The sequence below is a fragment of the Rhodoferax potami genome (assembly GCF_032193765.1).
In the GTDB taxonomy this organism is placed as follows: domain Bacteria; phylum Pseudomonadota; class Gammaproteobacteria; order Burkholderiales; family Burkholderiaceae_C; genus Allorhodoferax; species Allorhodoferax potami.
Genome location: NZ_JAVBIJ010000001.1, coordinates 1,158,347 through 1,182,562, shown reverse-complemented (window position 1 = coordinate 1,182,562; position 24,216 = coordinate 1,158,347). Strand labels below are relative to the sequence as shown.

24 protein-coding genes and 1 riboswitch are annotated in these 24,216 nt (G+C 62.0%); of the genes, 12 read left to right on the top strand and 12 right to left on the bottom strand.

Features of this window, described 5'->3' with window-relative positions:
- Positions 1–19: 19 nt before the first annotated feature.
- The 3 genes from RAE21_RS05660 to RAE21_RS05650 are packed head-to-tail and all read left to right on the top strand — an operon-like array spanning position 20 to position 2,318.
- A complete protein-coding gene (locus RAE21_RS05660; protein WP_313880515.1) occupies positions 20–826 on the top strand; it encodes an HDOD domain-containing protein in 807 nt (268 codons plus the stop codon).
- Positions 823–1,452, top strand: coding sequence for an endonuclease III (gene nth / locus RAE21_RS05655; protein ID WP_313880514.1), 630 nt, complete (start codon positions 823–825; stop codon positions 1,450–1,452). Before RAE21_RS05660 ends, nth begins: the two co-directional genes overlap by 4 nt.
- Positions 1,453–1,496: 44 nt before the next feature.
- The gene (locus RAE21_RS05650; RefSeq protein ID WP_313880513.1) at positions 1,497–2,318 is read left to right on the top strand and encodes an HDOD domain-containing protein; all 822 of its coding nucleotides are present in this window, start codon (positions 1,497–1,499) and stop codon (positions 2,316–2,318) included.
- Positions 2,319–2,394: 76 nt separating this feature from the next.
- Here RAE21_RS05650 and RAE21_RS05645 read toward each other — a convergent pair whose 3' ends face one another.
- The 7 genes from RAE21_RS05645 to cbiB all read right to left on the bottom strand — a co-directional run bounded on the left by RAE21_RS05645 (position 2,395) and on the right by cbiB (position 9,388).
- Positions 2,395–2,841, bottom strand: a complete 447-nt coding sequence (locus RAE21_RS05645) for a YidB family protein (RefSeq protein WP_313880512.1) — start codon at positions 2,839–2,841, stop codon at positions 2,395–2,397.
- A 62-nt stretch (positions 2,842–2,903) separates the two neighbouring features.
- Positions 2,904–3,452: a histidine phosphatase family protein gene (locus RAE21_RS05640; RefSeq protein WP_313880511.1), complete on the bottom strand. Its 549-nt coding sequence runs from the start codon at positions 3,450–3,452 to the stop codon at positions 2,904–2,906.
- Positions 3,449–4,321, bottom strand: coding sequence for an adenosylcobinamide-GDP ribazoletransferase (locus RAE21_RS05635; protein ID WP_313880510.1), 873 nt, complete (start codon positions 4,319–4,321; stop codon positions 3,449–3,451). Before RAE21_RS05635 ends, RAE21_RS05640 begins: the two co-directional genes overlap by 4 nt.
- A gap of 18 nt (positions 4,322–4,339) precedes the next feature.
- A complete protein-coding gene (cobT, locus tag RAE21_RS05630; protein WP_313880509.1) occupies positions 4,340–5,512 on the bottom strand; it encodes a nicotinate-nucleotide--dimethylbenzimidazole phosphoribosyltransferase in 1,173 nt (390 codons plus the stop codon).
- Between the two features lie 45 nt (positions 5,513–5,557).
- A riboswitch (cobalamin riboswitch) is annotated at positions 5,558–5,747 on the bottom strand.
- A gap of 52 nt (positions 5,748–5,799) precedes the next feature.
- A complete protein-coding gene (locus RAE21_RS05625) occupies positions 5,800–7,401 on the bottom strand; it encodes a cobyric acid synthase (protein WP_428983983.1) in 1,602 nt (533 codons plus the stop codon).
- Positions 7,402–7,410: 9 nt separating this feature from the next.
- Positions 7,411–8,400 (bottom strand): aminotransferase class I/II-fold pyridoxal phosphate-dependent enzyme, encoded by a 990-nt coding sequence (locus tag RAE21_RS05620; RefSeq protein WP_313880508.1) that lies wholly within the window; start codon positions 8,398–8,400, stop codon positions 7,411–7,413.
- Between the two features lies 1 nt (position 8,401).
- On the bottom strand, positions 8,402–9,388 hold the full coding sequence (gene cbiB, locus RAE21_RS05615; protein WP_313880507.1) for an adenosylcobinamide-phosphate synthase CbiB: 987 nt from the start codon (positions 9,386–9,388) through the stop codon (positions 8,402–8,404).
- A 128-nt stretch (positions 9,389–9,516) separates the two neighbouring features.
- Here cbiB and cobG point away from each other — a divergent pair, with 128 nt between their 5' ends.
- The 4 genes from cobG to cobJ are packed head-to-tail and all read left to right on the top strand — an operon-like array spanning position 9,517 to position 12,829.
- Positions 9,517–10,737, top strand: coding sequence for a precorrin-3B synthase (gene cobG / locus RAE21_RS05610; protein WP_313882659.1), 1,221 nt, complete (start codon positions 9,517–9,519; stop codon positions 10,735–10,737).
- A complete protein-coding gene (locus RAE21_RS05605; RefSeq protein ID WP_313880506.1) occupies positions 10,721–11,353 on the top strand; it encodes a precorrin-8X methylmutase in 633 nt (210 codons plus the stop codon). Before cobG ends, RAE21_RS05605 begins: the two co-directional genes overlap by 17 nt.
- Before the next feature lie 46 nt (positions 11,354–11,399).
- Positions 11,400–12,083 carry a precorrin-2 C(20)-methyltransferase gene (gene cobI, locus RAE21_RS05600; protein WP_313880505.1) on the top strand — a complete coding sequence of 228 codons (684 nt, stop codon included), beginning with the start codon at positions 11,400–11,402 and terminating at the stop codon, positions 12,081–12,083.
- A complete protein-coding gene (gene cobJ / locus RAE21_RS05595) occupies positions 12,080–12,829 on the top strand; it encodes a precorrin-3B C(17)-methyltransferase (protein ID WP_313880504.1) in 750 nt (249 codons plus the stop codon). Before cobI ends, cobJ begins: the two co-directional genes overlap by 4 nt.
- Before the next feature lie 5 nt (positions 12,830–12,834).
- Here cobJ and RAE21_RS05590 read toward each other — a convergent pair whose 3' ends face one another.
- On the bottom strand, positions 12,835–13,584 hold the full coding sequence (locus RAE21_RS05590; protein WP_313880503.1) for a cobalt-precorrin-6A reductase: 750 nt from the start codon (positions 13,582–13,584) through the stop codon (positions 12,835–12,837).
- Here RAE21_RS05590 and cbiE point away from each other — a divergent pair.
- From cbiE to cobF, 4 genes are read left to right on the top strand one after another with little or no spacing between them, the layout of a single operon-like run.
- Positions 13,583–14,791, top strand: coding sequence for a precorrin-6y C5,15-methyltransferase (decarboxylating) subunit CbiE (cbiE, locus tag RAE21_RS05585; protein ID WP_313880502.1), 1,209 nt, complete (start codon positions 13,583–13,585; stop codon positions 14,789–14,791). The genes RAE21_RS05590 and cbiE overlap by 2 nt on opposite strands.
- A 43-nt stretch (positions 14,792–14,834) precedes the next feature.
- Positions 14,835–15,242 carry a cobalamin biosynthesis protein gene (locus RAE21_RS05580; protein WP_313880501.1) on the top strand — a complete coding sequence of 136 codons (408 nt, stop codon included), beginning with the start codon at positions 14,835–14,837 and terminating at the stop codon, positions 15,240–15,242.
- Positions 15,239–16,036, top strand: coding sequence for a precorrin-4 C(11)-methyltransferase (gene cobM / locus RAE21_RS05575; protein ID WP_313880500.1), 798 nt, complete (start codon positions 15,239–15,241; stop codon positions 16,034–16,036). The genes RAE21_RS05580 and cobM overlap by 4 nt, the downstream gene beginning before the upstream one ends.
- 8 nt (positions 16,037–16,044) lie before the next feature.
- Positions 16,045–16,806, top strand: a complete 762-nt coding sequence (cobF, locus tag RAE21_RS05570) for a precorrin-6A synthase (deacetylating) (RefSeq protein ID WP_313880499.1) — start codon at positions 16,045–16,047, stop codon at positions 16,804–16,806.
- 201 nt (positions 16,807–17,007) lie between these two features.
- Here the strand turns inward: cobF and RAE21_RS05565 are convergent, their stop codons facing one another.
- Positions 17,008–18,126: a PEP-CTERM sorting domain-containing protein gene (locus tag RAE21_RS05565; protein WP_313880498.1), complete on the bottom strand. Its 1,119-nt coding sequence runs from the start codon at positions 18,124–18,126 to the stop codon at positions 17,008–17,010.
- A gap of 1,006 nt (positions 18,127–19,132) precedes the next feature.
- Here RAE21_RS05565 and RAE21_RS05560 point away from each other — a divergent pair.
- A complete protein-coding gene (locus tag RAE21_RS05560; RefSeq protein ID WP_313880497.1) occupies positions 19,133–21,052 on the top strand; it encodes a beta strand repeat-containing protein in 1,920 nt (639 codons plus the stop codon).
- A 209-nt stretch (positions 21,053–21,261) separates the two neighbouring features.
- Here RAE21_RS05560 and RAE21_RS05555 read toward each other — a convergent pair whose 3' ends face one another.
- From RAE21_RS05555 to RAE21_RS05545, 3 genes are all read right to left on the bottom strand, one after another.
- On the bottom strand, positions 21,262–22,017 hold the full coding sequence (locus RAE21_RS05555; RefSeq protein WP_313880496.1) for a PEP-CTERM sorting domain-containing protein: 756 nt from the start codon (positions 22,015–22,017) through the stop codon (positions 21,262–21,264).
- 403 nt (positions 22,018–22,420) lie between these two features.
- Positions 22,421–23,023 carry a vWA domain-containing protein gene (locus tag RAE21_RS05550; RefSeq protein WP_313880495.1) on the bottom strand — a complete coding sequence of 201 codons (603 nt, stop codon included), beginning with the start codon at positions 23,021–23,023 and terminating at the stop codon, positions 22,421–22,423.
- Between the two features lie 92 nt (positions 23,024–23,115).
- Entirely contained in the window at positions 23,116–24,216 is a 1,101-nt protein-coding gene (locus RAE21_RS05545) for a magnesium chelatase ATPase subunit I (RefSeq protein ID WP_428983982.1), read from the bottom strand.

The following is a 24,216-nucleotide window of genomic DNA, read 5'->3' as shown; positions in this document are numbered from 1 at the left end:
ATTCATTTCAGGAGCCACCATGACGCAGCTTGCAGCCTTTTTTGAATCCGTCAAATTACCTTCGATGTCTGAGGTTGCACACGCCCTCATTCAGTCACTCAATGACGACGATGTGGGGATACCGGAGATCCGCGACCTGATCAGCCAGGATCCGGCACTCTCGGCCAAACTTCTGCGACTGGCCAATTGTGCCCAGTTTGGCCTGCCGCGCGGCGTCTCCTCGCTGGACGACGCCATCACCATGGTCGGTATGCAGAAAGTCCGTACTTTAGCGCTGGGCGCCTGCCTTTCTGAGTCGTTTCCGATCATCGAAGGCTTGGACCGCAAAGAATTCTGGCGCACCAGCATGGCGTGCGCCGGTTACTCCCAGTGGCTGGCCGTGGGCCTGGGCATGGACGGCCAGGAAGCCTGGTTGACCGGCATGATGCTGCGCTTGGGCGAGCTGCTCATCGTGCAGGCGGAGCCCGCAGTGTTGCAAGAGATCGAAAAACTCCCGCATATCCCCGGTGTACGCTGGCAACGCGAGGCCCGCCTGGTCGGCTTTACCGAAGGCCAGATCACCTCGGAGTTGGCACGGCGCTGGAATTTCCCGCCCCAGATTGTTCAGGCGCTGGCCCAGTCTGCCGACCCGGTCACCCCCAATGGTTTCTCACGACTGGCGGGCGTGGTGCACCTCGCGGGCTTGATGGCCGAGACCGACCACAACGGCCCGGAAGTCATCGACACACTGCCGCCCGAGGTGGTCACTGCCTTGATGCTGGACAATGAATGGCTGCACGCCAAATTCCCGGCGCAAGAAAACTTCATCAATGTGACCAGTCTGTGAAACCTGCCCAGATCGAACAATTTTTTTCCACGCTACAAGCTGCCAACCCTCACCCCCAGACTGAACTGGAGTTCAGTTCGGTGTTTGAGTTGTTGGCAGCTGTTCTTTTGTCGGCGCAGGCCACGGATGTGGGGGTGAACAAGGCCACCCGACGGCTCTTTGCCTTGGCCAACACACCCCAGAAAATAATCGATCTGGGTATTGCGGGTCTTGAAGACCACATCAAAACGATAGGCCTGTTCCGCAGCAAAGCCAAACACCTGATGGAGGCCTGCCGCATGTTGGTCGAACAACATGGCGGCGAGGTGCCTGCCGACCGCGAGTCACTGGAAGCCCTGCCCGGCGTGGGCCGAAAAACGGCCAATGTGGTGCTCAACGTGGCATTCGGGCAACCCACCATGGCGGTTGACACCCATTTGTTCCGGCTCGGCAACCGCACTGGCCTTGCACCGGGCAAAATGCCTTTGGCAGTCGAGCTCAAGCTCCTCAAGCGTATTCCGGCCCGCTATTTGGTCGATGCGCACCACTGGCTGATTTTGCACGGCCGCTACGTGTGCCAAGCACGCAAACCTTTATGCCAGTCATGCTCCGTTCATGCGTATTGCGGATATAAACTGAAGGGGTGAACCGCGATTCCCTCGCGGAGGGCAGCCCACTACAAAAAGCTTTCATGGCGGACATCAACACCTTTATCCAAGCGGTCAAACTTCCGGTGATGCCGGAGGTCGCGCAAGCGCTGATCCGCACCCTCACCGACGACGATGCCGATGTGGTCACCGTGCGTGACATCATCGCCAAAGACCCTGCACTCACCACTACCCTGCTGCGCATGGCGAATAGTGCGCTGTTCGGCCTGTCCCGCAGCGTGACCACCCTCGACAACGCGGTCAGCGTGGTTGGCATGGCGCAGATCCGGGCGCGCGCATTGGGCATTTGCATGTCGCAGGTTTTCAAGTTGCCGGATGGCATTAACCGGCTGGAATTCTGGCGCTACAGCATGGTGAGCGCGGGGTACTCCAAATTTTTGGCCCATCAACTCAAGCTGGACGAGCAGCAAGCCTGGCTGACTGCGACCATGTTGCGGCTCGGCGAGCTCCTGGTGGCTTTGCACACCCCAGCGGTGATCGCTGATTTAGAAGCCAAACCTTGCGAGCCCGGTGAGCGTTGGGCCCGCGAACAGCGCTTGGTCGGGCACCACGAAGGTGAAATCACTGGCGAAATCGCCCGTCGCTGGGACTTCCCCGACGAGGTGGTGCACGCCCTGACCCATTGCGCTGCCCCATTGGCTGCGGCGGCCCCGTCGAAACTCTGTGCCGTAGTGCACTTGGGCGCGTTGTGGGCCGACCAAAGCAAAACGCTGGCGGAGGTGCAGGCGGCCATCGCAGCCTCGCCACAAGATGTCATGAACTTTCTGGGACTGGACGCCCAACAACTCATCGACACCGCGCCGGACCCCGAGCAGTTCAGCGATATCTCGGCTCTGCTTCACTGAGACATCTGCGCGAGGCGGCTACCGCCCACAAAAAAGGCTCCCCAACAGGGAGCCTTTTTTCTTGTGTTGCTGCGAATCAGCCCTTGAGCAGTGCGCCCAAAGAGCCCAGCAAATCACCCGCGTTGCCCAGGCCTCCGGTTGGCAATGTGCCTCCGGGTGTGAGCTTGTCCACCAAGCCGGGCAGCATGGTGGAGAGCTGGCCTGCCACATCGCCGGAATTCAAACCCAACTGCTGCGCGAAGCCAGACAGGGCGTCGCCCCCTAACACTTGGGTCAACTGGTCTGCAGAGACCGGCTGGTTGGCACCGCTGCCAATCCACGAGGCCACCACATCGCCGAGGCCCGCTTCCTGGAATTTGCTGACCAAACCCTGCAAACCGCCAAGGCTGCCATCATTTGCAAGCAACTGGCTGGCCAACTGCATGAGCTGCGGGTTGCCTTGCACCATTCCCATGATGTCTTGCAGGCCGCCGGAGCCACCGTTTTGCGCCACGGCGCTCAGTACGGAATCAAATAGTCCCATCCCCATCTCCTAGAGTGAATTGAAAAACCGGTGGCAGTGTGACACAAGCCCGTGAACGTTGGTTAAAGACAGACCCACTCGCCAAATGCCGGGCCGGCCACCGGCCACTCGGAGGCGTGCGCGATCGTGCGTCGGCCCTCGCTCAGCAACTGCGCAGCCCGGGCCACACCCGCATGGCTGATCCACACCTCGTGATCCCCGGTGTTACTGCGATAAGCGCCCCAGGCGTCAGCTACCCGCGCCATAAACCCGGCCACCGTTTCACCGCCGCCAAATGCGTGGTGCGCAAAATCATCGGTCCAGGCTGCCATCTGCTGCGCGGAGATATCTGCCCACAGCGTGCCCTCGTGGGTGCCAAAGCCCATTTCCATGAGCCGCGCATCCGGCTGGCAATCAAGAGCCAAATCAGGCCGCAGCGCACACAGCGCTTGCATGAGGCGCTCACATCTTTGTAGCGGAGAATAGCGCAGGCGGGCACTCATGGGCAGCACTTGGGCCGCTGCAAGGGCCGCAGACTCGGTGAGCGCCGCATCGGCCGGAATGTCTAGTTGGCCATAGCAGCTACCGGGCGCAATCAGGGGCACAGCATGGCGCACGATCCACAAGCTCATGGCGTGGCACCCGCGGGCCACAACCCCCAAGCCAGCGCCAGACCCAGGTAAAACGCAATTTCACTGACCTGCTGCGCTGCGCCAAGGCAGTCGCCGGTGAAGCCTTGCAAACGCTTGGCAAACCAGCGGTGCATCCAGGCCCACGCCAACATGCTGAATCCAGTCGCCAAGCCCCAGAGAGGCCACAGGTTGATTGAGGATGACACATTTTTTGCTACCAAATGCATAGCATCAGGCGCAAACCCTACGAGAGCTAGAGCCATAAAACACCATAAATGGGCCACCCCCAAGGCGGGCAGACTGATCTGCGCCGCCAGCGGTTTGGACTTGGAGACTGCACTATCCCCCACATGCGGCAGCAGCCGGATGGTGAGCAGCGGCCAGGTGCGCGACACCACATGCGCAGCAAACACGCCTGCCACCATCAAGCCCATGCTGAGCGAACCCAGCATGGTCAACAAGGCCACTTTGCACAGCAGTGCCATCATGACCGCAATCGCCCCGAAGGCACCCACGCGCGAGTCCTTCATGATCTCCAGCGCCCGCTCGCGGTTGTAGCTACCACCTAAGCCATCAGCCACATCAGCCAAGCCGTCCTCGTGGAAGGCACCAGTCATCACCACGCTCAGGGCAGTGCCCAAGGTGGCAGCCACTAAGGGGGCAAAAGGGCCTGCGGGCAACAGCGCCAACAAGCCCCACGTCAGCAGCGCCACCACGCCGCCTACCAGCCAGCCCACGCCGGGAAAGTGCGCCGCACTGGCGCGCAGCATGGCCGGGCTGAAGCCCACCCAGTCAGCCAAGCGGCCAGTCACCGGCACGCGGCTGAAAAACTGCAGGGCCAGCAGGTAGTGGCGGATGAAGCTACGCATGGCTACCGCGCGCCGGGCTCAACCCACCGCTACCGAGGCGTCTGACTTTTCAGACACGCCGGCTGACGCAAAACTCGCCATGTCGCGCAGAACCGTGCAGGCTGACTGCAGTAGCGGCCAAGCCAGTGCCGCGCCCGAGCCTTCGCCCAAGCGCAAGCCCAGGTCGAGCAAAGCCTGCACGCCCAGGTGCTGCAACATGAATTCATGGCCCCGCTCGCCCGAGCGGTGCGCAAACACACAGCGCTGCAACACATGGGGCTGCAAGGCATGCGCCACCACAATCGCGCTGGTGGCAATAAAGCCGTCCACCACGATCACCCGCCGCTCCTGGGCCGCCTGCAACACCGCGCCCACCATGGTCGCGATCTCAAACCCACCGAAGGCCGCCAATGCATCCAGCGGCGATGTCGCTTTGGAATGCAAGGCCAGCACCTCGCGCAACACCTCGGTTTTGCGCTGGACCGCAGGTGCATCCAGGCCGGTTCCGGCACCAGTGCACACGGCAATACCCAACCCACCCAGCCGCGCCAGCAATAGAGACGCGGCGGACGTGTTGCCGATACCCATTTCCCCCAACAAAAGCGCATTGCCAGGCAAATCCTTCACCAGCTCCATGCCATGTTGCAAAGCCTGATCGCGTTGAGCTGAAGTCATGGCAGGCTGTGCAGAGGAATCTGCCGTTCCCTGCTCGGCACCTTGTGCCTTGCGAACCTGCAGCCCAGAACGGGTGGCCCCCGTTGGCAAACCGGCCAGAAAGTCGTGCTTCACACCACAGTCCACCACCGTCAAGGCAATACCGTTCTGTTTGGAAAGCACGCTCACCGCAGCGCCACCGGCCAGAAAGTTCTCCACCATCTGCCAGGTCACGTCACTCGGAAACGCCGAGATGCCCCGGGCGGTCAACCCGTGGTCACCCGCAAACACCACCATTTGCGGCTGCTCCAGCACCGGCGCGGTGCTGCCCAAAATCTGGCCGATCTTGAGCGCCACATCCTCCAGGCGCCCGAGCGAGCCTAGCGGCTTGGTTTTGTTGTTGAGCGTCTCTTGCAGTGCTTGCGTCAATGCCGGATCGGCAATATCGGCCAAGGCAGTCCGCCCGAGAGCGAGGTCCCAAGCGGCTGCAATGTCGTGGTGAATTTCGGAAGTTTGGGCGTACGAGCCCGATGCGGCGTGCGCCGGCGATGTATTCATGGCATTCCCCTGTGCTGAATCAAAAAAGCACAGCCCGGCCTTGCTGTGCATAAACAACATCAGGCCGGTCTTCTGGCTCGGAATCACCTGACCCCACGCACCTTCCCGGCCTTGGCGGCCAGTGGCATACAGCGCGGGTCATCCTCCTTACAGCGTTGGGCACGCGACGGATTCACACCGTCTTCCCGATTCTCCCCAAGCCGTGGCAAGGGGCACCTGAAGCGGTCAATGATAGCAGCGGCGCACCGCTGGAATAACCGCCAGCGACACCCGCCCAGAACGCAGTTTCAGCGCCCGACCAGCCCATCCAACACGCCGGGCCCAAAGTGATTGCCGATGTAATCCGCGAGCCCGTCAAACACCTTGTCCAAGGTGGGCACCTCGCCCTGCAGACGCTCGCCAAATAAGGCTTGCAAGACGGCTGCATCCTCCAAGATGCCGTGCAAATACACACCCATGACGTTGCCAGCCGTGTTGCACCAACCCAAGTCGTCCGGCAACACCGCGTGGGCCACATTACCCGCCGCCGCCATGGCCACATGCTGCGCCGTTTGCCCGTGATGAATCTCGTATCCAGCGACAGGCACGCCAGCTAACGCTGCCCAAGGAGAGGCTGTCCCGACATCGCTGCCGCCCACACCCGCGCCGGAGGGGGCATGGCCGGGGGCCGATTTCTGCGCGTTTGGCAGCATGAGGCCCCCGGCCGTGCCCCCTTCGGCGCGCGCCTGCCAAGAAGCCAAAAACCGCGTCGAGGTGTGCCGAACCGTCTTGTCCTCCGCAAACACCGTCACCAGCGGCAACAGCCCCAACCCCGGCGCATTCCCATCAATCCCGTGCGGATCAATCAAGGCCTCGCCCAGCATCTGCAAGCCCCCGCACACCCCCAGCACCGCCCCACCCTGCCCCGCATGCCGAGCCACCGCAGCATCCAGACCCTGCGCACGCAACCACGCTAGGTCGCCACTCGTGTGCTTGGAGCCAGGCAGGATGATCCAGTCGGTAGGCTTTAGCCCTGCCAGCTCGCTGGGGCTGCGCACCCATTGCAACTTGAGCCCGGGAATGTTCTTGAGCGGCTGGAACTCGTCCAAGTTACTCATGCGCGGATAGGCAATCACCGCCACCGTCAGGTCCACCGAACCGCGCGCCACGCTGCGGTCGTCAAACACGCCATCTTCTTCAGGCAGCCCATGCTGCCACCACATGGGCAACACTGCCACCGTGGGCACGCCGGTCAGTTCCTGCAAGCGCTCTGGCGCTGGCGACAACAGGCTGGCATCGCCCCGGAACTTGTTCAGCACAAAGCCCTTGATCAGCCGCCGCTCGTCCTCAGGTAGCAAAGCCCAGGTGCCATACAAGTGGGCAAACGCGCCGCCCTTATCGATATCGCTCACCAGCAAACATGCCGCATCGGCATGCTTGGCCACCCGCATGTTGACCACATCGCTGCTAGAGAGGTTGATCTCGGCGGGTGATCCGGCGCCCTCAATCACCACTACATCGTTTTCCGCACGCAGCTCGTCCAGCGCGGCGGCAATCTGCGGCCACACCTTCAGGCTGCGGCCGCGCCAGGGCAAGGCGCTCAGCTCGAGGCTCACCTGCCCCATGAGCACCACCTGGCTGTGGGTGTCGCGCTCGGGCTTCAAGAGCAAGGGGTTCATGCGCACTTCCGGCACGGTGCGGGCTGCCAGTGCCTGAAAGTACTGCGCGCTGCCGATCTCGCCCTGCCCGCTGGCCGAGGACACGACCCGCGCGTTGTTGCTCATGTTCTGCGCCTTGAAGGGCACTACTTTGAGGCCCTGCCGCGCGTAGTAACGGCACAGGGCCGTGGTCACCCAGCTCTTGCCAGCGCCACTGGTGGTGCCCAGCACCATGATGCATTTAGCGGTCATATTTCAAAGTTATCGGTTGGTAGCTTGTGCAGTTACCTGCAACAAATCAGTCACTGCTGGCACTGGCAACACACCCAGCCGCACCCAGCCGGGTAGGCCGAAAGAGGTCGCGTCGCGCAGCTTGATGCCGTGGGTTCGCAAGGTTGCCAACAGGGTAGGCAAATCGATACCCTCAGGCGCGCGGGCGCAGAAAAAATTGGCATTGCTGGGCATCACCGTCCAGCCGGCGTTTTCGAGCATGTCCACTTGGTGCTGCTTCCACTGGCGCAAGGTGCCCAGACTCTCGGTTACCCACGCCTGCGTGTCCGCTTGCGCCCAAGCGCTCAACATGGCCACGCCATGCGCGCCCAGCACCCACGAGGGCGCCATTGCGTCCAGCGCAAGTGCAGCCGCCCGCGCATGTACGGGTGCAATCGCGTAGGCGGCGCGTACACCCGTCAGGCCCAGCGCCTTGTTGGGGGAAAACAATTGCCACACGGTATCGCGCTGCTTTGCGCCCAACGCTGACTCGCCGCTCAAACGCAAGGGCGCATACGCCCCATCCAGCACCAGCGTGCTGCGCTCCAGCACTTGGGGCCAGCCGGTGTGGTTCTGGCCCGTCGGGCTGGCGGGGTCGCAGGCCCAGACCAGATCGGCGGCATCTGCATCGGCGCAGGGCGCCAAGCCCCAAGCCTGCGCCGCATGTGCGTAGTCGCCATAGGCGTGCTGTGGCAGGTGCACCCTGCTCCCGCCTCCTTGGCGCACCCAGGCACTGATACGAAAGATAAATTCACTGGCGCTGCCCGCCAGCACCACTCGCCAGGGCTCCACACTGTGGTGGGCAGCCAAGGCCGCTTTCAAGGCGATGTATTGCGGGTCTGGGTAGCGGGTCGCGTCGGCGGACTGCACTGCGGCCTGGGCGATGGGGCACGGGCCGCAGGCGTTGCTGTTGGTTGAGAAGTCGTGCAGCGCCACCCCGCCCGCGTCGGGCCCGCCGTGGATTCGTATTACCGCGTCCAACTCAAACCCCGATTGCTATCAAAAGAAGAGCTACCAGCGCAATCACTACCTGCGCCAGCACTGCTTTTGATGCATAAACCTGTGCCGCTTTGGTGTCAGCCGCCTGTGCCGCGCGCCCCTCGGGGTTGAGCACATACACCGCCGGTTTGTGCAAGGCCACACCCAGCACCAAGGCCATGGCGGCCATGGGCCAGCCGCTGTTGGGTGACGGGGTTTTGCGGGCCTCGGCGCGAAGTGGGCTGCGCAGGGCCCAGCCGCGCCGGCCGGCGACCAGCAAGAGCAGCACGGCCGTAATGCGCGCTGGTACCCAGCTCAGCACGTCGTCGGCGCGGGCGGCCCACTTGCCGGCCCAGGCCCAGTTTTGCCCCTTGTACACACCCGGGTAGCCCCACATGGCATCGGCCGTGTTGGCAAAGCGGTAGAGCACGGCGCCCGGCAAACCCAGCAGCAAAAACCAGAACATGGGCGCCACCACCGAATCGTTGAGGTTCTCGGCCAGGGTTTCGATAGCGCTCTCGCGCACCTGCACTTCGGTGAGCTGCGTCACATCCCGGCTCACCAGCCAGCGCAGGCGTTCCCGCCCGGCGTCCAGCGATACGGAGAGCGCCGCCTCCACGGCCTGCACCTCGCTTTTGAGCATGGCCAGTGCGAGCATGGGCTTGAGCAGCAGACCCATCAGCACGCCGGCAGCCCACCAGGGCAGCTCTAAAGTAGCCCCTTGCAGTAGCAAAGCCGCTATCAAAAACAGAGCAGCACCCGCAATCCACATGAGCGCAGCGAGCACAAAAGCCCTTAAATCCCGGGCCTCCGGGTCTTGCAGTGCCAGCCGCTGCACCCGATCACCCGCACGGCCCAAGAAGTTACCCATCCACACCACCGGGTGCATGCGCACCGGGGGCTCGCCCCAGCGGCGGTCTACCCACAGGGCAACGATCAGGGCGACGCCCACGGCGCCGGCCCAATGCTGGGGGGTGAATTCAGTAGTCATGGAGAGAACGAATCTGGTAACGGTGCCGAAACGGGGCTTGCAACAGGGCTGGGCGCACGATCATACGTGCGTCAAGCTGCATTAAGGTTGGTCATGCATAGTGAGGTTTTTAGAGAGGGGATAGTGAGATACTTGAGAGTTACCGACGCGTTTCCCCTCGTGCAAAGCCATCTTTCCCCCCCACTGCCAGCGAGCCCCGCATTCAGGGCTGGTGCCCCGGCGCGCTGCGGCCCATGCCGTCCGGCGACGGGCTGGTGGTGCGAGTCCGGCCGACCTTGGGGTGCCTCACGCCCATGCAGGCGCAAGGACTGGCCGGATTGGCGCAGCAATACGCATCACCCGTGCTGGAACTCACCAGCCGGGCCAACCTGCAGCTGCGCGGCGTTTGCCCCGACAGCTACCCCGCCTTGATCAACGGCCTGCGCTCTTTGGGCTTGCTCGATGAGCGTGCTGACATCGAAGCTCGCCGCAACCTGTTAATTAGTCCTTTCTGGACTGACTCTGACGGCACGCCCGCCATTTGCGAGGCGCTAACCATCGCACTGGCAGCGCCCGACGCACCCACCCTGCCCAGCAAATTCGGCTTCGCCATCGACTTGGGCGCACAGCCGGTGCTGCGGGCGGGCTCTGCCGACATCCGTCTGGAGCGCATGGGCGATCAGGTGCTGGTCTATGCCGATGGCGCTAACACCGGCGCCTGCGTGGATCCAGCGCAAGCAGCCCAAAGCGCCATAGAGTTGGCCCGCTGGTTTGTAGCGTCTGGTGGTGTGGTCAACGGCCGTGGCCGCATGGCCAGCCTGCTACAACGCCAGGCCCTGCCCGCCAAATTCACCGGTACACTAGTGCCAAAAGCCACAGCACAAGCATTCACGGTTGGCCCCTCCGCCACCGGCAGGGTGGTCGGCCTGGAATTCGGCCAATTGCCCGCCGAAACCCTGCACCAGCTCGCAGCCCTCGCCCCACTCCGCATCACCCCCTGGCGCAGTTTGGTGCTCGAAGGCCTGAACACCGCGCCGAACCTGCCCGAGCTGATCAGCCGCCCTGACGATGCCCGACTGCGCGTCATGGCCTGCACCGGTGCCCCCGGTTGCACCCAGGCGCTGGGCCCCACCCGCGCGCTGGCCCGCCTTCTTGCCCCTTTGTTGCCCGCCGGCCGCACGGCCCATGTGTCGGGCTGTACCAAGGGCTGCGCCCACCACGGCGCCACCCTCACATTGGTGGCGAGTGATGCGGGCTACCACCTGATTGACCACGGCACCGCCCAAAGCACGCCCGACGCCACCGGCCTCGACGCAGCAGGCATTGCCGCCTACCTAGAACAACAACGATTGCATGCGCCATACGTATGAAACCGATGGCGACGCCATCTACCGACAGTCATTTGCCATCATCCGCTCCGAAGCGGATCTGGCTCGCTTCAACCCTATCGAAGAGCTGGCCGTCGTCCGCATGATCCATGCTGCCGGCATGGTCGGGCTGGAAGCCCATGTGCGCTTCTCTGAAGGCATGGCCGATGCCGCCCGCACGGCACTGGAAGCCGGTGCACCCATCTTGTGCGACGTGCGCATGGTGAGCGAAGGCATTACCCGCACCCGCCTACCGGCCGACAACCAGGTGATATCGACCCTGCAAGACCCTTCAGTGCGCGAGCTCGCCAAGTCCATGGGTACCACCCGCAGCGCCGCTGCGCTGGAGCTATGGCGCCCCCATCTGGCAGGCGCCGTGGTGGCCATCGGCAATGCGCCGACCGCACTCTTTCATTTGCTCAATATGTTGCAAGACCCAGCCTGCCCGCGCCCCGCGGCCATCATCGGCTGCCCGGTGGGCTTTGTGGGTGCCGCCGAATCCAAGGTCGCGCTCATGGCCGACCTGCCCGCCCCCAGCATGGTGGTGCACGGGCGCCTGGGCGGCAGCGCCATCACCGTGGCAGCAGTGAATGCACTCGCCAGCCGGAGGGAAATTTGATGGGACGCATCCTCTGCGCGGGCCTGGGCCCGGTGACCCCGATTTGATGAGCGTGCGCTCCGACCGCGCCATCCGAGCGGCCGGCCACGTGGCCTATTTCCGCAAAAAAGGCCGGCCCGGCCAGGCGCGCCGCATTGTCGAAGGCATGTTGCTGCCCGGCGCCACCGAGTACCCCATGGAATACCCGGTGACCACCGAGCTGCCTTTTGACAGCCCTGAATACATCCACTGCCTGGCCACGTTTTACGACGACTGGGCGGACCGCCTGGCCACACTTGCCCAAACTGAAGACGTGCTGGTGCTCTGCGAAGGCGACCCGTTTTTTTATGGCTCCTTCATGCACCTCTACACCCGGCTGCAAGGTCGCGCCACGGTGGAGGTGATCCCCGGCATCCCCGGCATGGTGGGCTGCTGGTCCGCCACCGGCGTGCCCATCACCTGGGGCGACGACGTGATGACCGTGCTCATGGGCACCCTGCCTGAAGACGAGCTGGTGCGCCACATGCAAACCGCCGACGCACTCGTGGTCATGAAAACCGGCCGCAACCTGCCCCGCGTGCGCAGCGCGCTGGCCAAAGCCGGCCGCTTGGACCAAGCCTGGTTGGTCGAGCGCGGCACCATGCCCGGAGAGCGCGTCATGAAGCTGGCCGACGTGGACGGCACCGACTGCCCCTACTTCGCCATCGTGCTGGTGCACGGCAGCGGCCGCCGCCCCGAGGTGCAGGAATGACCACACCACTGGCAGCAGGCACGCTGTGCATCGCCGGCCTGGGCCCGGGCGACGCGCAACTGGTCACGCCCGAAGTGACTGCCGCCATAGACGCTGCCACCGACATCGTGGGCTACATCCCCTACGTGGCGCGCATTGCGCCGCGCCCCGGCCTGACGCTGCACGCATCTGACAACCGGGTCGAGATGGACCGCGCCCGCGCCGCCCTACAAATGGCGGCTGAGGGCAAGCAGGTGGTGATCGTGTCTTCTGGCGACCCCGGCGTGTTTGCCATGGCGGCTGCCGTGTTTGAAGCGCTGGAAGGCCGGCCCGACTGGCAGGCGCTCGATATTCGCGTGCTGCCCGGCATCACCGCCATGCTGGCCGCTGCAGCCAAAGCCGGTGCGCCCCTGGGCCACGACTTTTGCGCCATCAACCTCAGCGACAACCTCAAACCTGCCGAGCTGATTGAAGCCCGGGTGCGCGCCGCCGCCGGGGCCGACTTTGCGATGGCGTTTTACAACCCCCGCTCCACTAGCCGCCCGCATACCTTTGGCCGCGTGCTGCAGGTGCTGCTGGAAGCCTGCGGCCCGGACCGCCTGATCACCTTTGCCCGCGCTGTGAGCACCCCGGAAGAAAAGCTGCTCACCGTGCGACTGGGTGACGCCACCCCCGAAATGGCGGACATGCGCACTGTGGTCATCGTGGGCAACAGCACCACCCGCCACGTGGGCCGCTTTGTTTACACCCCGCGCTCGGCGCTATGAAAGTTTCAACCGCCCGCCACGCCCAGCCAGCGCAGCACCTCGGGCACGCTGCCCACGGTGTGGCGGCTAGGAATGTGCGGCCGGTCTATCAGGATGACGGGCAAGCCCAATTCACGGGCGGCTGTCAGCTTGGCCTCTGCACCCGCGCCGCCGGAGTTTTTGGCGACGATGTGCGTGATGCCATGCGCCTGCAGCAAGGCGCGGTCGCCCTGCAGCGTGAAGGGGCCGCGGTCCAGCACCACATGGCCGCGCGCGGCGGGCAAGTCCAGCACCGGGTCCACCAAGCGCAACAGGTACCAGTGCTGACTACATGCCAAAAACGGCGCCAGGTTCTGCTTGCCAATGGCCAAAAACACGCGGGCGGGCTCATCAGGCAAGGCTTGCACGGCGGCTGCGATATTCGCCACATGCGTCCACACATCGCCACCCTGCGCCTGCCAGGCGGGCCGCTCGAGTGCCAGCAGGGGCACGCCAGCGGCTGCACAGGCCTGCACCGCGTTGCTGCTCATTTGGGCGGCAAAAGGGTGGGTGGCGTCCACCACATGGCTGATGCGCGCGGCTTGCAAAAAGGCCTGCAGCCCCGCCACCCCACCAAAGCCGCCCACGCGGGTGGGCAGCGGCTGGGCGATGGGCGCGTCGGTACGGCCTGCGTAAGAAAACACCGCATCCACCCCGGCCTGCGCCAAGGCCTGTGCCAGGCGACTGGCCTCGGTGGTACCGCCCAGCAACAACACCCGCAAGGAGCCGCGCGCCATGTCTGAACCTTGGCTCTCTAAACCCTGGTTATCAATCATTGGTATTGGTGAAGATGGCTTGCATGGTCTTGGCGATGGTAGCCGCTCGGCACTGGCGCGCGCGCAGCACGTGTTCGGCGGGCCACGCCACTTGGCGCTGGCAGACGTGGGCAGCCGGGGCATTGAATGGCCCGTGCCTTTTGACGTGGCGCCTGTGCTCGCCCTGCGCGGCCAGCCGGTCGTGGTGCTGGCCTCGGGCGACCCGTTCTGGTTTGGGGCGGGTGGTAGCCTGGCGGCGCATTTGCAAGCGGGCGAATGGGTGGCTCACCCAGCACCTTCCACCCTTTCCCTGGCAGCCGCGCGTCTGGCCTGGCGGCTGGAGGCGGTGCACTGCTTCGGCCTGCACGCCGCGCCCTTTGCCCGCACCCGCAGTAGCCTGCACCCCGGCGCGCAGTTGATCTGCCTGTTGCGCGATGCGGCGGCGGTGGGTGAATTTGCCCAGTGGCTCACAACCCAACGCTGCGGTGCTTCTAACGTGTGGGTGCTGGAAGCCTTGGGCGGCACGCGTGAACGCATCAGCCACACCACTGCGGATGCACTCGACTTTGCCAACATCCAAGCCCCGGTGGCCGTGGCCGTGCAAGTGGCGAGCACGGACACCGCATTCAAAGGCCTGCCCCGCAGCCCCGGCCTGCCAGACGCGGGCTTTGCCAGCGACGGGCAAATCACCAAATTACCCATACGCGCCTTGACGCTGGCCGCACTCGCGCCCCGCCCCGGCGAACACCTGTGGGACCTGGGCGCGGGCTCGGGCTCGGTGTCGGTGGAGTGGTGCCTGGCAGGTGGCAGCTCCAGCGCGGTGGAGCAGCACGCCGAGCGCGTCACCAACATCCGCAGCAATGCGGCGAACTTCGGCATAGACCACCGCCTGACGGTGCACCACGGCCACACGCCCGACATGCTGGCGAGCTTGCCCAAACCCAACGCCATTTTTGTGGGTGGCGGGTTTGACTTGGCGCTGTTTGCCCAGCTGCAAGCCACTGCACCGCTAGGCACCCGCTTGGTGGTGAACGCGGTAACGCTGGAAACCGAGTCTGCCCTGCTGCACCTGCACGCCCAGCATGGCGGCGAGCTGCTGCGCATCGAGTTGGCGCAAGCCGCGCCCCTAGGCCGCATGCGAGGCTGGCAGCCCAGCCGACCGGTGGTGCAGTGGAGCGTGACGCTGTGAACTGCGCTCGCTTGGCGTCCCCCCACCTTAATGAATTACCCGCATGAAGCTGGTCGCGGGCTTGGGCTTCAGAGTCGGGAGCGAAGTGGAGTCTCTTCGCAGCGCCTTGCAGACCGCGCTGGACGCTGCCTCTAAAGCGCACGGCAAGCCCATCACCCTAGCCCAACTCAGCGCGCTCGCCACTGCAGCAGACAAAGCCCATCACCCCGCCCTGCTGCAACTGGCGGCCGAATTGCAAGTCTCCATCCACCCCATCCCCCTGCCCGCGCTGGCCGAGCAGTCTGCTGCGCCCAGTGCCCATGTGCCTGAACGCTACGGCGCCCACAGCGTAGCCGAGGCGGCGGCACTCGCAGCAGCTGGCCCCGGCGCAACACTGCTGGGCCGCCGCAGCATCAGCCCCGACCGCATGGCCACTGCGGCACTGGCTTCCATAGAAAATACCTCCCCATGACTGTTCACTTCATTGGCGCCGGCCCCGGCGCACCCGACCTTTTGACCCTGCGCGGGCGTGACCTGATTGCCGCCAGCCCTGTCTGCCTGTACGCCGGCTCGCTGGTGCCCGAGGGCGTGTTGGCCCACTGCCCACCAGGTGCGCGCATCGTCAACACCGCGCCACTGTCGTTGGAGCAAATTTTTGAGGAAATCAGCACCGCGCACGCCGCCGGGCACGACGTGGCCCGCTTGCATTCGGGTGATTTGTCGGTGTGGTCGGCCATGGGCGAGCAGCTGCGCGGCTTGCGCGCGCTGGGCATCCCCTACACAGTGACTCCGGGTGTGCCCTCTTTTGCCGCCGCCGCCGCCACGCTAGAAGCCGAGCTGACGCTGCCAGGCCTGAGCCAATCGGTGGTGCTCACCCGCACCTCGGGCCGCGCATCGGCCATGCCCGACACCGAGTCGCTGGCCAACTTTGCGGCCACGCAGGCGGTGCTGGCGATCCACCTGTCTATTCATGTGTTGCCGCGCGTGGTGGCCGAGCTGTCGCCTCACTACGGCGCAGACTGTCCAGTGGCCGTGGTCTGGCGCGCCAGCTGGCCGGACGAACGCGTGGTGCGCGCCACGCTTGCCACCATCGAAGCCGCGATTGGCGAGGGCATGGAGCGCACCGCGCTGATCCTAGTGGGCCACACACTCGGCCAAAACTTAGGCGAAGCAGACTTTGCCCACAGCCGCCTCTACGCCGGCGACTACGACCGCCGCTACCGCCCGCTGGGCACCGCGCCCCGCTTCCCGGCAGGCACTGAATGACAGCGGACATGAAGGTAGATCTTTGCCTGGTCGGCATTGGCACCGGCAACCCTGACCACGTCACCCGCCAGGGCGTGAAAGCGCTGAACGCGGCGGACCTCATCCTCGTGCCGCACAAAGGCGAAGGCAAGGCGGACCTGGCCGAGCTGCGGCTGGAGTTATGCCAAGAGCTGGTCACCAACCCCGCCACGCAGGTGGTGCAGTTCGACATGCCAGTGCGCGACGCGCACGACCCGGACTACCCCGGCGCCGTCAACCGCTGGCACGACGCCATTGCGGAGGTCTGGCTGGCAAAAATCCGCGCCCATTTGCCCGAAGGTGGAAGCGTGGCCCTGCTAGTGTGGGGCGACCCGTCTTTGTATGACAGCACCCTGCGCATTGCAGACCGGCTGGCGCTGCAACTGCCGCTGACGGTGTCGGTGGTGCCCGGCATCACCGCACTGCAAGCGCTGACCGCCGCCCACGCCATTGCGCTCAACGACATCAACGCCCCGGTCACCATCACCACAGGCCGCCAACTGCGCGACCACGGCTGGCCCGAGAGCGCCGACACCATTGCTGTGATGCTGGACGGCCACTGCGCCTTCCAGCACCTGCCGCCCGAGGGCATCACCATCTGGTGGGGCGCCTACCTGGGCATGCCCCAACAAATCTGCATCGCCGGGCCGCTGGCAGAAGTGAGCGAGCGGATTCAGGCGGAGCGCCAATCCGCGCGCGCGGCGCATGGATGGGTGATGGATATATATTTGATGAGGCGAGTGATCGACTGAAGCGTGCACTCAAGAGTGCAACGGCGAATTCCGCTTTGGGCCAGAAGCAGACTTTGGTGAATGACCGCTTTGGGGCGGCGTGATCCGGGCGGTAGCTTCCCAAGGGCAGTATTAGCGGGTGTCAGAGTCGGGGCTGCTTACGGTCGAACGCCACAAAGCAAAACGGAGGCCGAAGCCCCCGCAGGTTAGCGCATGTGGCCCTTAGCCTTGTTTGCGTGCACGGCGCTTAAAGGCGGCACCGATCAAACCCAAGCCCGCAAGCAACATTGCGTAGGTTTCAGGCTCGGGAACTGGGGTGAGCAGAAAAGCATGCTCAACACCTTGAGGATTCGTCCCGTAGCCCACGATCTGGCCCACATCGTTGATCGCTGTTGCACGCTCCAAGGTCCACCCCATGCCCGCCACGCCAGCAAACGTATTCAAGTCAGCCATGACGCCGTTCTGCCACATAAAGGCACGTCCGCCAGTACCATTCCAGCTGTTTCCTACCACTTGCCCTGAGTTGTTTATACCAGAGGCATAGCTCCAGCCGAAATCTGCGCCCCCCGCTAGGTCACCCAAATCGGTCATACTGCCGTTTTGCCACAAGAAGGCATGATCGCCTCTAGCATTTCTGCTGTTGCCCACAACCTGCCCAGCGTTGTTGATGCCATAGGCCTCGCTGTTATCGTAACCCCCTGGCAAGTCACCCAAGTTGGTCATGATGCCGTTTTGCCACAAAAAGGCACGTCGACTAGTATTAGCACCAGCGCCGCTGTAGCCCACCACCTGGCCAGAGTCGTTAATGCTACTGGCAACGCTGAAATCACCCCCCCCCGGCAGGTCACCCAAGTCGGTCATGCTGCCGTTTTGCCACAAGAAGGCACGAACACCAGTAGCAGCCCCGCTGCCACCTACAACTTGCCCAGAGTTGTTGATGCCATAGGCAGTACTGCTATCAGCCCCCCCTGGCAAGTCACCCAAGTTGGTCATGCTGCCGTTCTGCCACACGAAGGCACGAGTACCAGAAGCGGTGAAGCCGTAGCCCACCACCTGCCCAGAGTTGTTGATGCTATGGGCCCGTCTCGGACTGACCTCTTCCCCCGGCACGTCACCCAAGTTGGTCATGATGCCGTTTTGCCACAAGAAGACACGGTTGCCTGTAGCAGCGCTGCTGTAGCCCACCACCTGCCCAGTGTTGTTGATGCCAAAGGCCTGACTCAGATTGCTGCCCCCAGGCAAGTCACCTAAGTCGGTAATAGACCACTGAGCGTTTGCTGTTTGTGCCCCTAGTCCAGCGATCGCGGCGACCACCGCAACAACAAAATTATTGAATTTCATATCTCCCCCTGACTGTTAATTTACTTTGATAAAAATTTTCACTGTCGCGGCATTCCATCCCCATCGTGACACTTGGAAAATTTAGAAAAGTGTCCTGTTGAACATACATTCGCACAATAGTCCGATCAGACAATTGCTTGGTGAGTGATAAAGCTGGGGTGACTCCGCACGACGCATGTCTCGATTCACATGGCGAGTAAAAGGGCAAGACCATTACACAACTCGCTTTGCCCTGATTACAGGCTTCTATTGCTTGTGATCAGCAGAGACAAGGCGGACGCAATTAAGCCGAGGCTCGATGCGGTGTGAAAGCAAGTTGCGATTTGAGAAAGTCTCGACGTTTGGGATTGCGCTCGACCGACATGGTGAGACCGCAATCGCTGTAACACAGCTCTATGCAAAGACGACTGCAGATATCTTCAATGCGACGTCTGCTTTAGTGCTACGACGTCGATGGTCCGTACAACCGCTTTGGGTCGTTAGCCACCTTAGTCATGAGTTGATTTGGATGAATGCTCGCTTTTCAGCAGTCGCATCGATCGGCCGTGAGGCGGTAACACCTGGACGTGCAAGTCAGTGTTACTACCCCTCAGTTTGCTCTGTCATTTCTGCGATGAGTGGGCAAAGTAGCGTTCGGTAATGGCAAAGGAATACAGCCAGCATTAGTCCGAAAGAACTACTGAAGCTCCTGCTCTCAATTTGTAAAATTTCTACCTTTCTTGATGGCGCTGTAAATACAGTTCCGCTTATTTTTTCAGTGATGACAAATCTCCAGAGCCCGATCTTCCGTCGCCATCCATTGTGGACAGCAGTTTCAGCAGTAATCGCCCTAGGCTTTGCAACGCACGCAGGCGCCGCCACAAAGGTATGGAGAGCTACTCCGACTGGTGATACTTGGACCTCCAGTGGCAATTGGGAGGGGGGCGCAGCTCCTGTCAACGGAGACGCACTTGTTTTTCAAGCATCTACAAAGACTGCCAGTAGCAACAACTTCTCGAGTTTGTCCGTGAGCGGCATCACCTTTGCTTCCGGTGCAGGCGCGTACAACATTGGTGGTAACACGATTACTTCTACAGGCGACATCATCAATAACAGCAGCAGAGTACAGAAACTCTACGCGCCCACTATTGTTAACGCTAATCAGACTTGGGATGGTGGCGCCGAAGGCCTTAATGTCTACGGCGCGATCACATTGCGTGGCTACGGACTCACATTGACAAATAAAACGAATTTGAACAACACAGCGTTCAATGTGAATATTGGCTCTTCAAATGCTGCTTCGCTCATCGTTCAAAATGCTAGCGTGGTTAACACAGCTAGCGCCTTTTTGGGCACCAACACCGGAGGTGTTGGCAATGTGACAGTTACCGGTGCCGGCTCACAATGGAAAAGCTCCTCAAACCTGATTGTCGGAAATAACGCTAAGGGAATAGGAACGTTGAATGTTGAAAATGCCGCTGTTGTAAATAGTGCGCAGGGGTACGTGGGTCACTCGGGTGGAAGTACTGGTAGTGCCAAAGTCACTGGTGCAGGTTCGCAATGGAAAACTACCAGCACCTTGTATGTCGGTAACTCAGGGAACGGCACTCTGGATGTTGAAAACGGCGGCGTTGTAAACAGCCTGATTGGTGCGATTGGTTTTTCTACCGGAGGTGTAGGTACCGCTACCGTCACGGGGGCAGGCTCGCAGTGGAACAACTCCACAACGATATCCGTTGGTAGCAGCGGCACGGGCACACTCAACATCAGTAACTCTGGAACAGTGACTACGTCTGAACTCTCCGTAGGTAACAAAGGGCGCGTAAACCTAGATGGCGGCACACTGCAAACGAGCAGCGCTATCCTAAAGACTGGTAGCGTCTTCAACTGGCTCAAAGGAACTTTAAATCTAACTGGAGCTGGTGGCGCGAGTGTTGGTACAGGCCTTTTGGGTTCGACCACTACACTCGACTCCGGGCAGACACTCAATGTGACCAACACTTTGACGGTTGGTAGCGGCAAAGAGTTGGTGTTGAATGGGGGGCAAGTCAATGCTAACGCGACAACCCTTACCAACGGCATTATTCGCAGCACAGGCACAATCGATGTTTCTCGTACAGGCAACATCACGGGCTCCGGCTCGCTGGATGGCGCAGTCACCGGTGGAGCTGGTAAAACAATAACAGCCAGTGGTGGCAACCTGAATCTTGGTAATGTAGCGTCGACAAATGGCTACGCTTTTGCCGGTAACCTGGTTGTTGGGTCCCGGCAAGTTGATTTACTGTCCGCAAATCAAGCTCAATTGGGTACGGATACGTTCCTCTCCAGATCGGGCAAACTCAAGGCGGTCAACGGCATCAATTTGGGCGCAGGAAACACTCTCACCTATCTTGGAGACAGCACTGTTGAAGGCAACTTCACGAACAACGGTAGCGTAGGCGGAAATGAGGGCACGCTTAACTTCTTGAACGATGTGAACGGTGCCGGAAGCTATGCGGGCAATGTGGCGTTCAAAGCTGCATTCAACCCTGGCAGCAGCCTTGCAGCAGTCAGCTTTAATGGTGGCAACGTCAGCTTTGAGAGCGGCTCGGTGTTGAACATGGAAATCTTCGGCAGTACACCAGGCGCCCAGTATGACCAGCTGGTGAATATCAACACACTGACATTCAACGGAACGCTCAACCTGGTGTTCTCGAATGGTTATGTGCCCTTGGCGGGCAGCAGCTTTGCATTGTTCGGGTTCAACACCTTCAATGGCTCTTTGACGCAAGACAACATCACGGTCACCGGCTATGACCGCAGCCGACTCGATTTTTCCCAGTTGGCTACAAACGGCAGTGTGAGTGTTACTGCGGTACCAGAACCAGAAACCTATGCCATGTTGTTGGCTGGCTTGGGGCTGATGGGAGCAATAGTTCGCCGCCGCAGAGCCAGCCTGTCTGCATAAGAAGCGCTAGACAATTCAAACTCGCGGGAGCTTCGGCTCCCGTTTTACTTTCTGAATTGAATTTTCAGAGCAAATTAGGGTGTCTTAGCGCACCCCTTCCGGCGGGTACTGCAGTCTTTATAAAGCAGAGGCTCAATGATGCTGTCAGAGATCGAGCCCCACAAAGAAAAACGGAGGCCTAAGCCCCCGTTGGTTTGGGTGAACGTTGATTACGCTTGCATTGCCTTACGGCGTTTTACAGCAGCGCCAATGATTCCCAAACCTGCCAGCAGCAGGGCATAGGTTTCGGGTTCCGGAACGGGTGCCAAAGGAGATGCAAGTGAGGCCACTTGAATGGCGCTCAAAGCAGTGTCGTAGGTACGGATGTAATTCACTTTACCGGTCCCTGACTCCGATTGTCCGGTGGGGAAATCGTCTATAAAGAAGCTTGCTGTGCGTCCAGTCAAATCTGCAGCTGATTGGTCACTGAAACTTGTGAGCAGAGTGCCGTTTGAGTAGATGCTTAACAAACTTGAAGCGTCGCGCGTTAATGTCAAGCGGCCCGCTACACCAACTGCAGGTGCGGCACCGATATCTGATGTCAAATTGAAAAATTGGTACTGTGTGCCGAGGGTGTACATACCGATGTCAGACGATAAATTGCTGAAGTCAACAATTTTTTGCCATCCACCATGAGAATCAAAGCTGAAGCTCAAATCGATGGTGTAAACCGAACCCAGTGACTCTGTCAGTGTGAGCCCTTGATTTCTCCCAAAAACATAATCGGTCGAATTCAAAGTACCGCCGCTAGCCACAAGCGCTGGCCCACCGAAGTCGTCACTAAGCGTACCGTCTAAGCGATATTGGTGCTTTGCGGTTTGTGCGGAAGCACCTGCACCAGCTAGCAAAGCTGCAACTGCAACGCAGACGAAATGTTTCTTTATTGAGGCCATCTTTCTTACTCCCTCGGTTGGTTTTACATCCATTCCTAGGCCAATTTAGTGCGGGGCCTGAGATCGTTCAATAGTCCATTAGGCTCACGCTCCCGATCAACGCAGCTTCCGTATCAACAGTAAAGCGCCGGTGAAGGGTTCCCGCAGACTGAGATCCATTCGAGTGTCCGCTGACGGGTTAAGAATCCGAGAGGCCAGAAGTCCGCTTTGGGTCGAATCGCGACTCACACCCAGGCCCTACTAAGCAACACAAGCGTAATCGTCTACTGATGTTCAGCGATTAACGGAAAGTGCTTATGAACTTAGAACAGCTTCAATAACTATATTTCTAGCCTAAAGAGTGGGGCACAGCGCTACTTTCCAACGAAAATTTGTGACTAAAAACAGGCCTTAGCGCCTGTGGAATATGCGCGAGCAGCTCCTAATTCCATAGCATCTAGTCACCGTGCCGGTACTCTGCCCCCCAGCGCACAGCCCAGTCTGCACAGCGCCCTACCTTGACCTTGGCGTCGTCGAAGTCCACCACCACCAATTGATCGGCGCCTTGTGGTGTGCGCGGTTGATCCAGGGTACGACCGTCGGTCAGCAACCAAAGCACGGTGTTGGCACTGCCCAGGGTGCCGCGTACCCGGCGGTGTTGGGCCATGAGGTTGTCGGCAGCCGCCATAGCCTGCGCCATGGGCGTGCCGCCACCACCGCCGCGCTGTTGCACGCGCACTGCAGCCGCGCGGCGTGCGGGGCCGGGGGGCACCAGCACTTCTACGCCCTGCCCGCCAAAGCACAACAGCGCCACATGGTCGCCCGCGCGGGCGGCTTGCTCCAGCACTTGGGCGGCGTAGCCTTTGGCCCGCGCCAGGCGGCCGCCTTGGCGCATGGAGCCGGAGGTGTCCAGCAGCAGCAAATGCAAGGTAGACGGCTTGCCCTTGGGCTCGCGCCAGCGCAGGTGCTGTGCGACCAGGGGATTGCGGCCTTTGGCTTGCAGGGTGGGCAGCCAGGCGATGGCGCCCCGTTGTGTTGCCGGGCCGGATGGCGCGCGCACAGCTACCGCCGGTGCTTGGGCACCGGCTGGTAGAGCCGCTGTGCGCCACCGCCCGCCGCGCGCCGCACTCTGGGGCGCAGGGCCGGGGTGGCTCAGGCTTTTTTTGGCGGAAGCACTCCTGCTGCCGCTTGTCGCACGGTGCCCACGGGCACAGGGGGCATGGCGCCCCAATCGCCATCGGCACTACCGGCACCGGCCGATTCCGTCTGGGGGGCGCTGGCGTCTTGGCTTTGGTTGGGGGGTTGTGACTTCTGTGAGACTTGTGGTGTGGGTTGCTGGGCAAAAGCCTGCCGGCGATGGTGCAAGGCCAGCTCGGCCACAGCGTCCACATCAGCCACGGTTACCGCATCGCGCCCGTCAAGCGCTGCAGATGCGCGGGCAGCGCGCAGCATCACCAAATCGGCCCGCACACCGTCGACTCCGGCAGCTAGCGCCAACGCACCGGCGTGGGCCAGTGCGTCGTCCGGCCACTGCACGCGGGGTAACAGGGCTTGCGCGTCCAGCACGCTGGCGGCCAGGTTTTGCAATGCGTCGGCATGGCTCTCGGCTACCGCAGTAGGGTCAGCGTCAAACAGCAAGCGGCTGCGCACGATCTGTTGGCGCTGCGCTGCGTCAGTAGGGTTGTGCAGCCACACCGAGAGGCCAAAGCGGTCCAGCAGTTGGGGGCGCAGCTCGCCCTCCTCCGGGTTCATGGTGCCCACCAGCACAAAGCGCGCGGCGTGGCGCTGCGAAATGCCGTCGCGCTCCACGGTGTTGACGCCGCTGGCGGCTACGTCCAGCAAGGCGTCGACCAGCGCGTCGGGCAGCAAATTCACCTCGTCCACATACAGCACGCCCTGATGCGCCCGCGCCACCAGCCCAGGCGAGAGGCGCACGGCGCCGCTTTGCAAGGCGTCTTCAATGCTCAGCGTGCCCACCAGCTGCTCCAGGCTGGCAGCAAGTGGCAGCGTGACAAACGGAGCCTGCGGCAGCAAGGCGGCCAAGGCGCGCGCAGCGGTGGACTTGGCGGTGCCGCGCGGCCCGCCAATGAGCACCCCACCAATGCCGGGGTCTACCGCCACCAGCAGCAAAGCGCGCTGCAGTGCCTGCTGGCCCACCAGCGCGGTGAAGGGGAAAGGCACGGGCTCAGGCGCGCTCGCGGATGCCGGGGCGCCGGTGTGCATGTCTGGACGGACGTCAGGATTAAGGGGCAT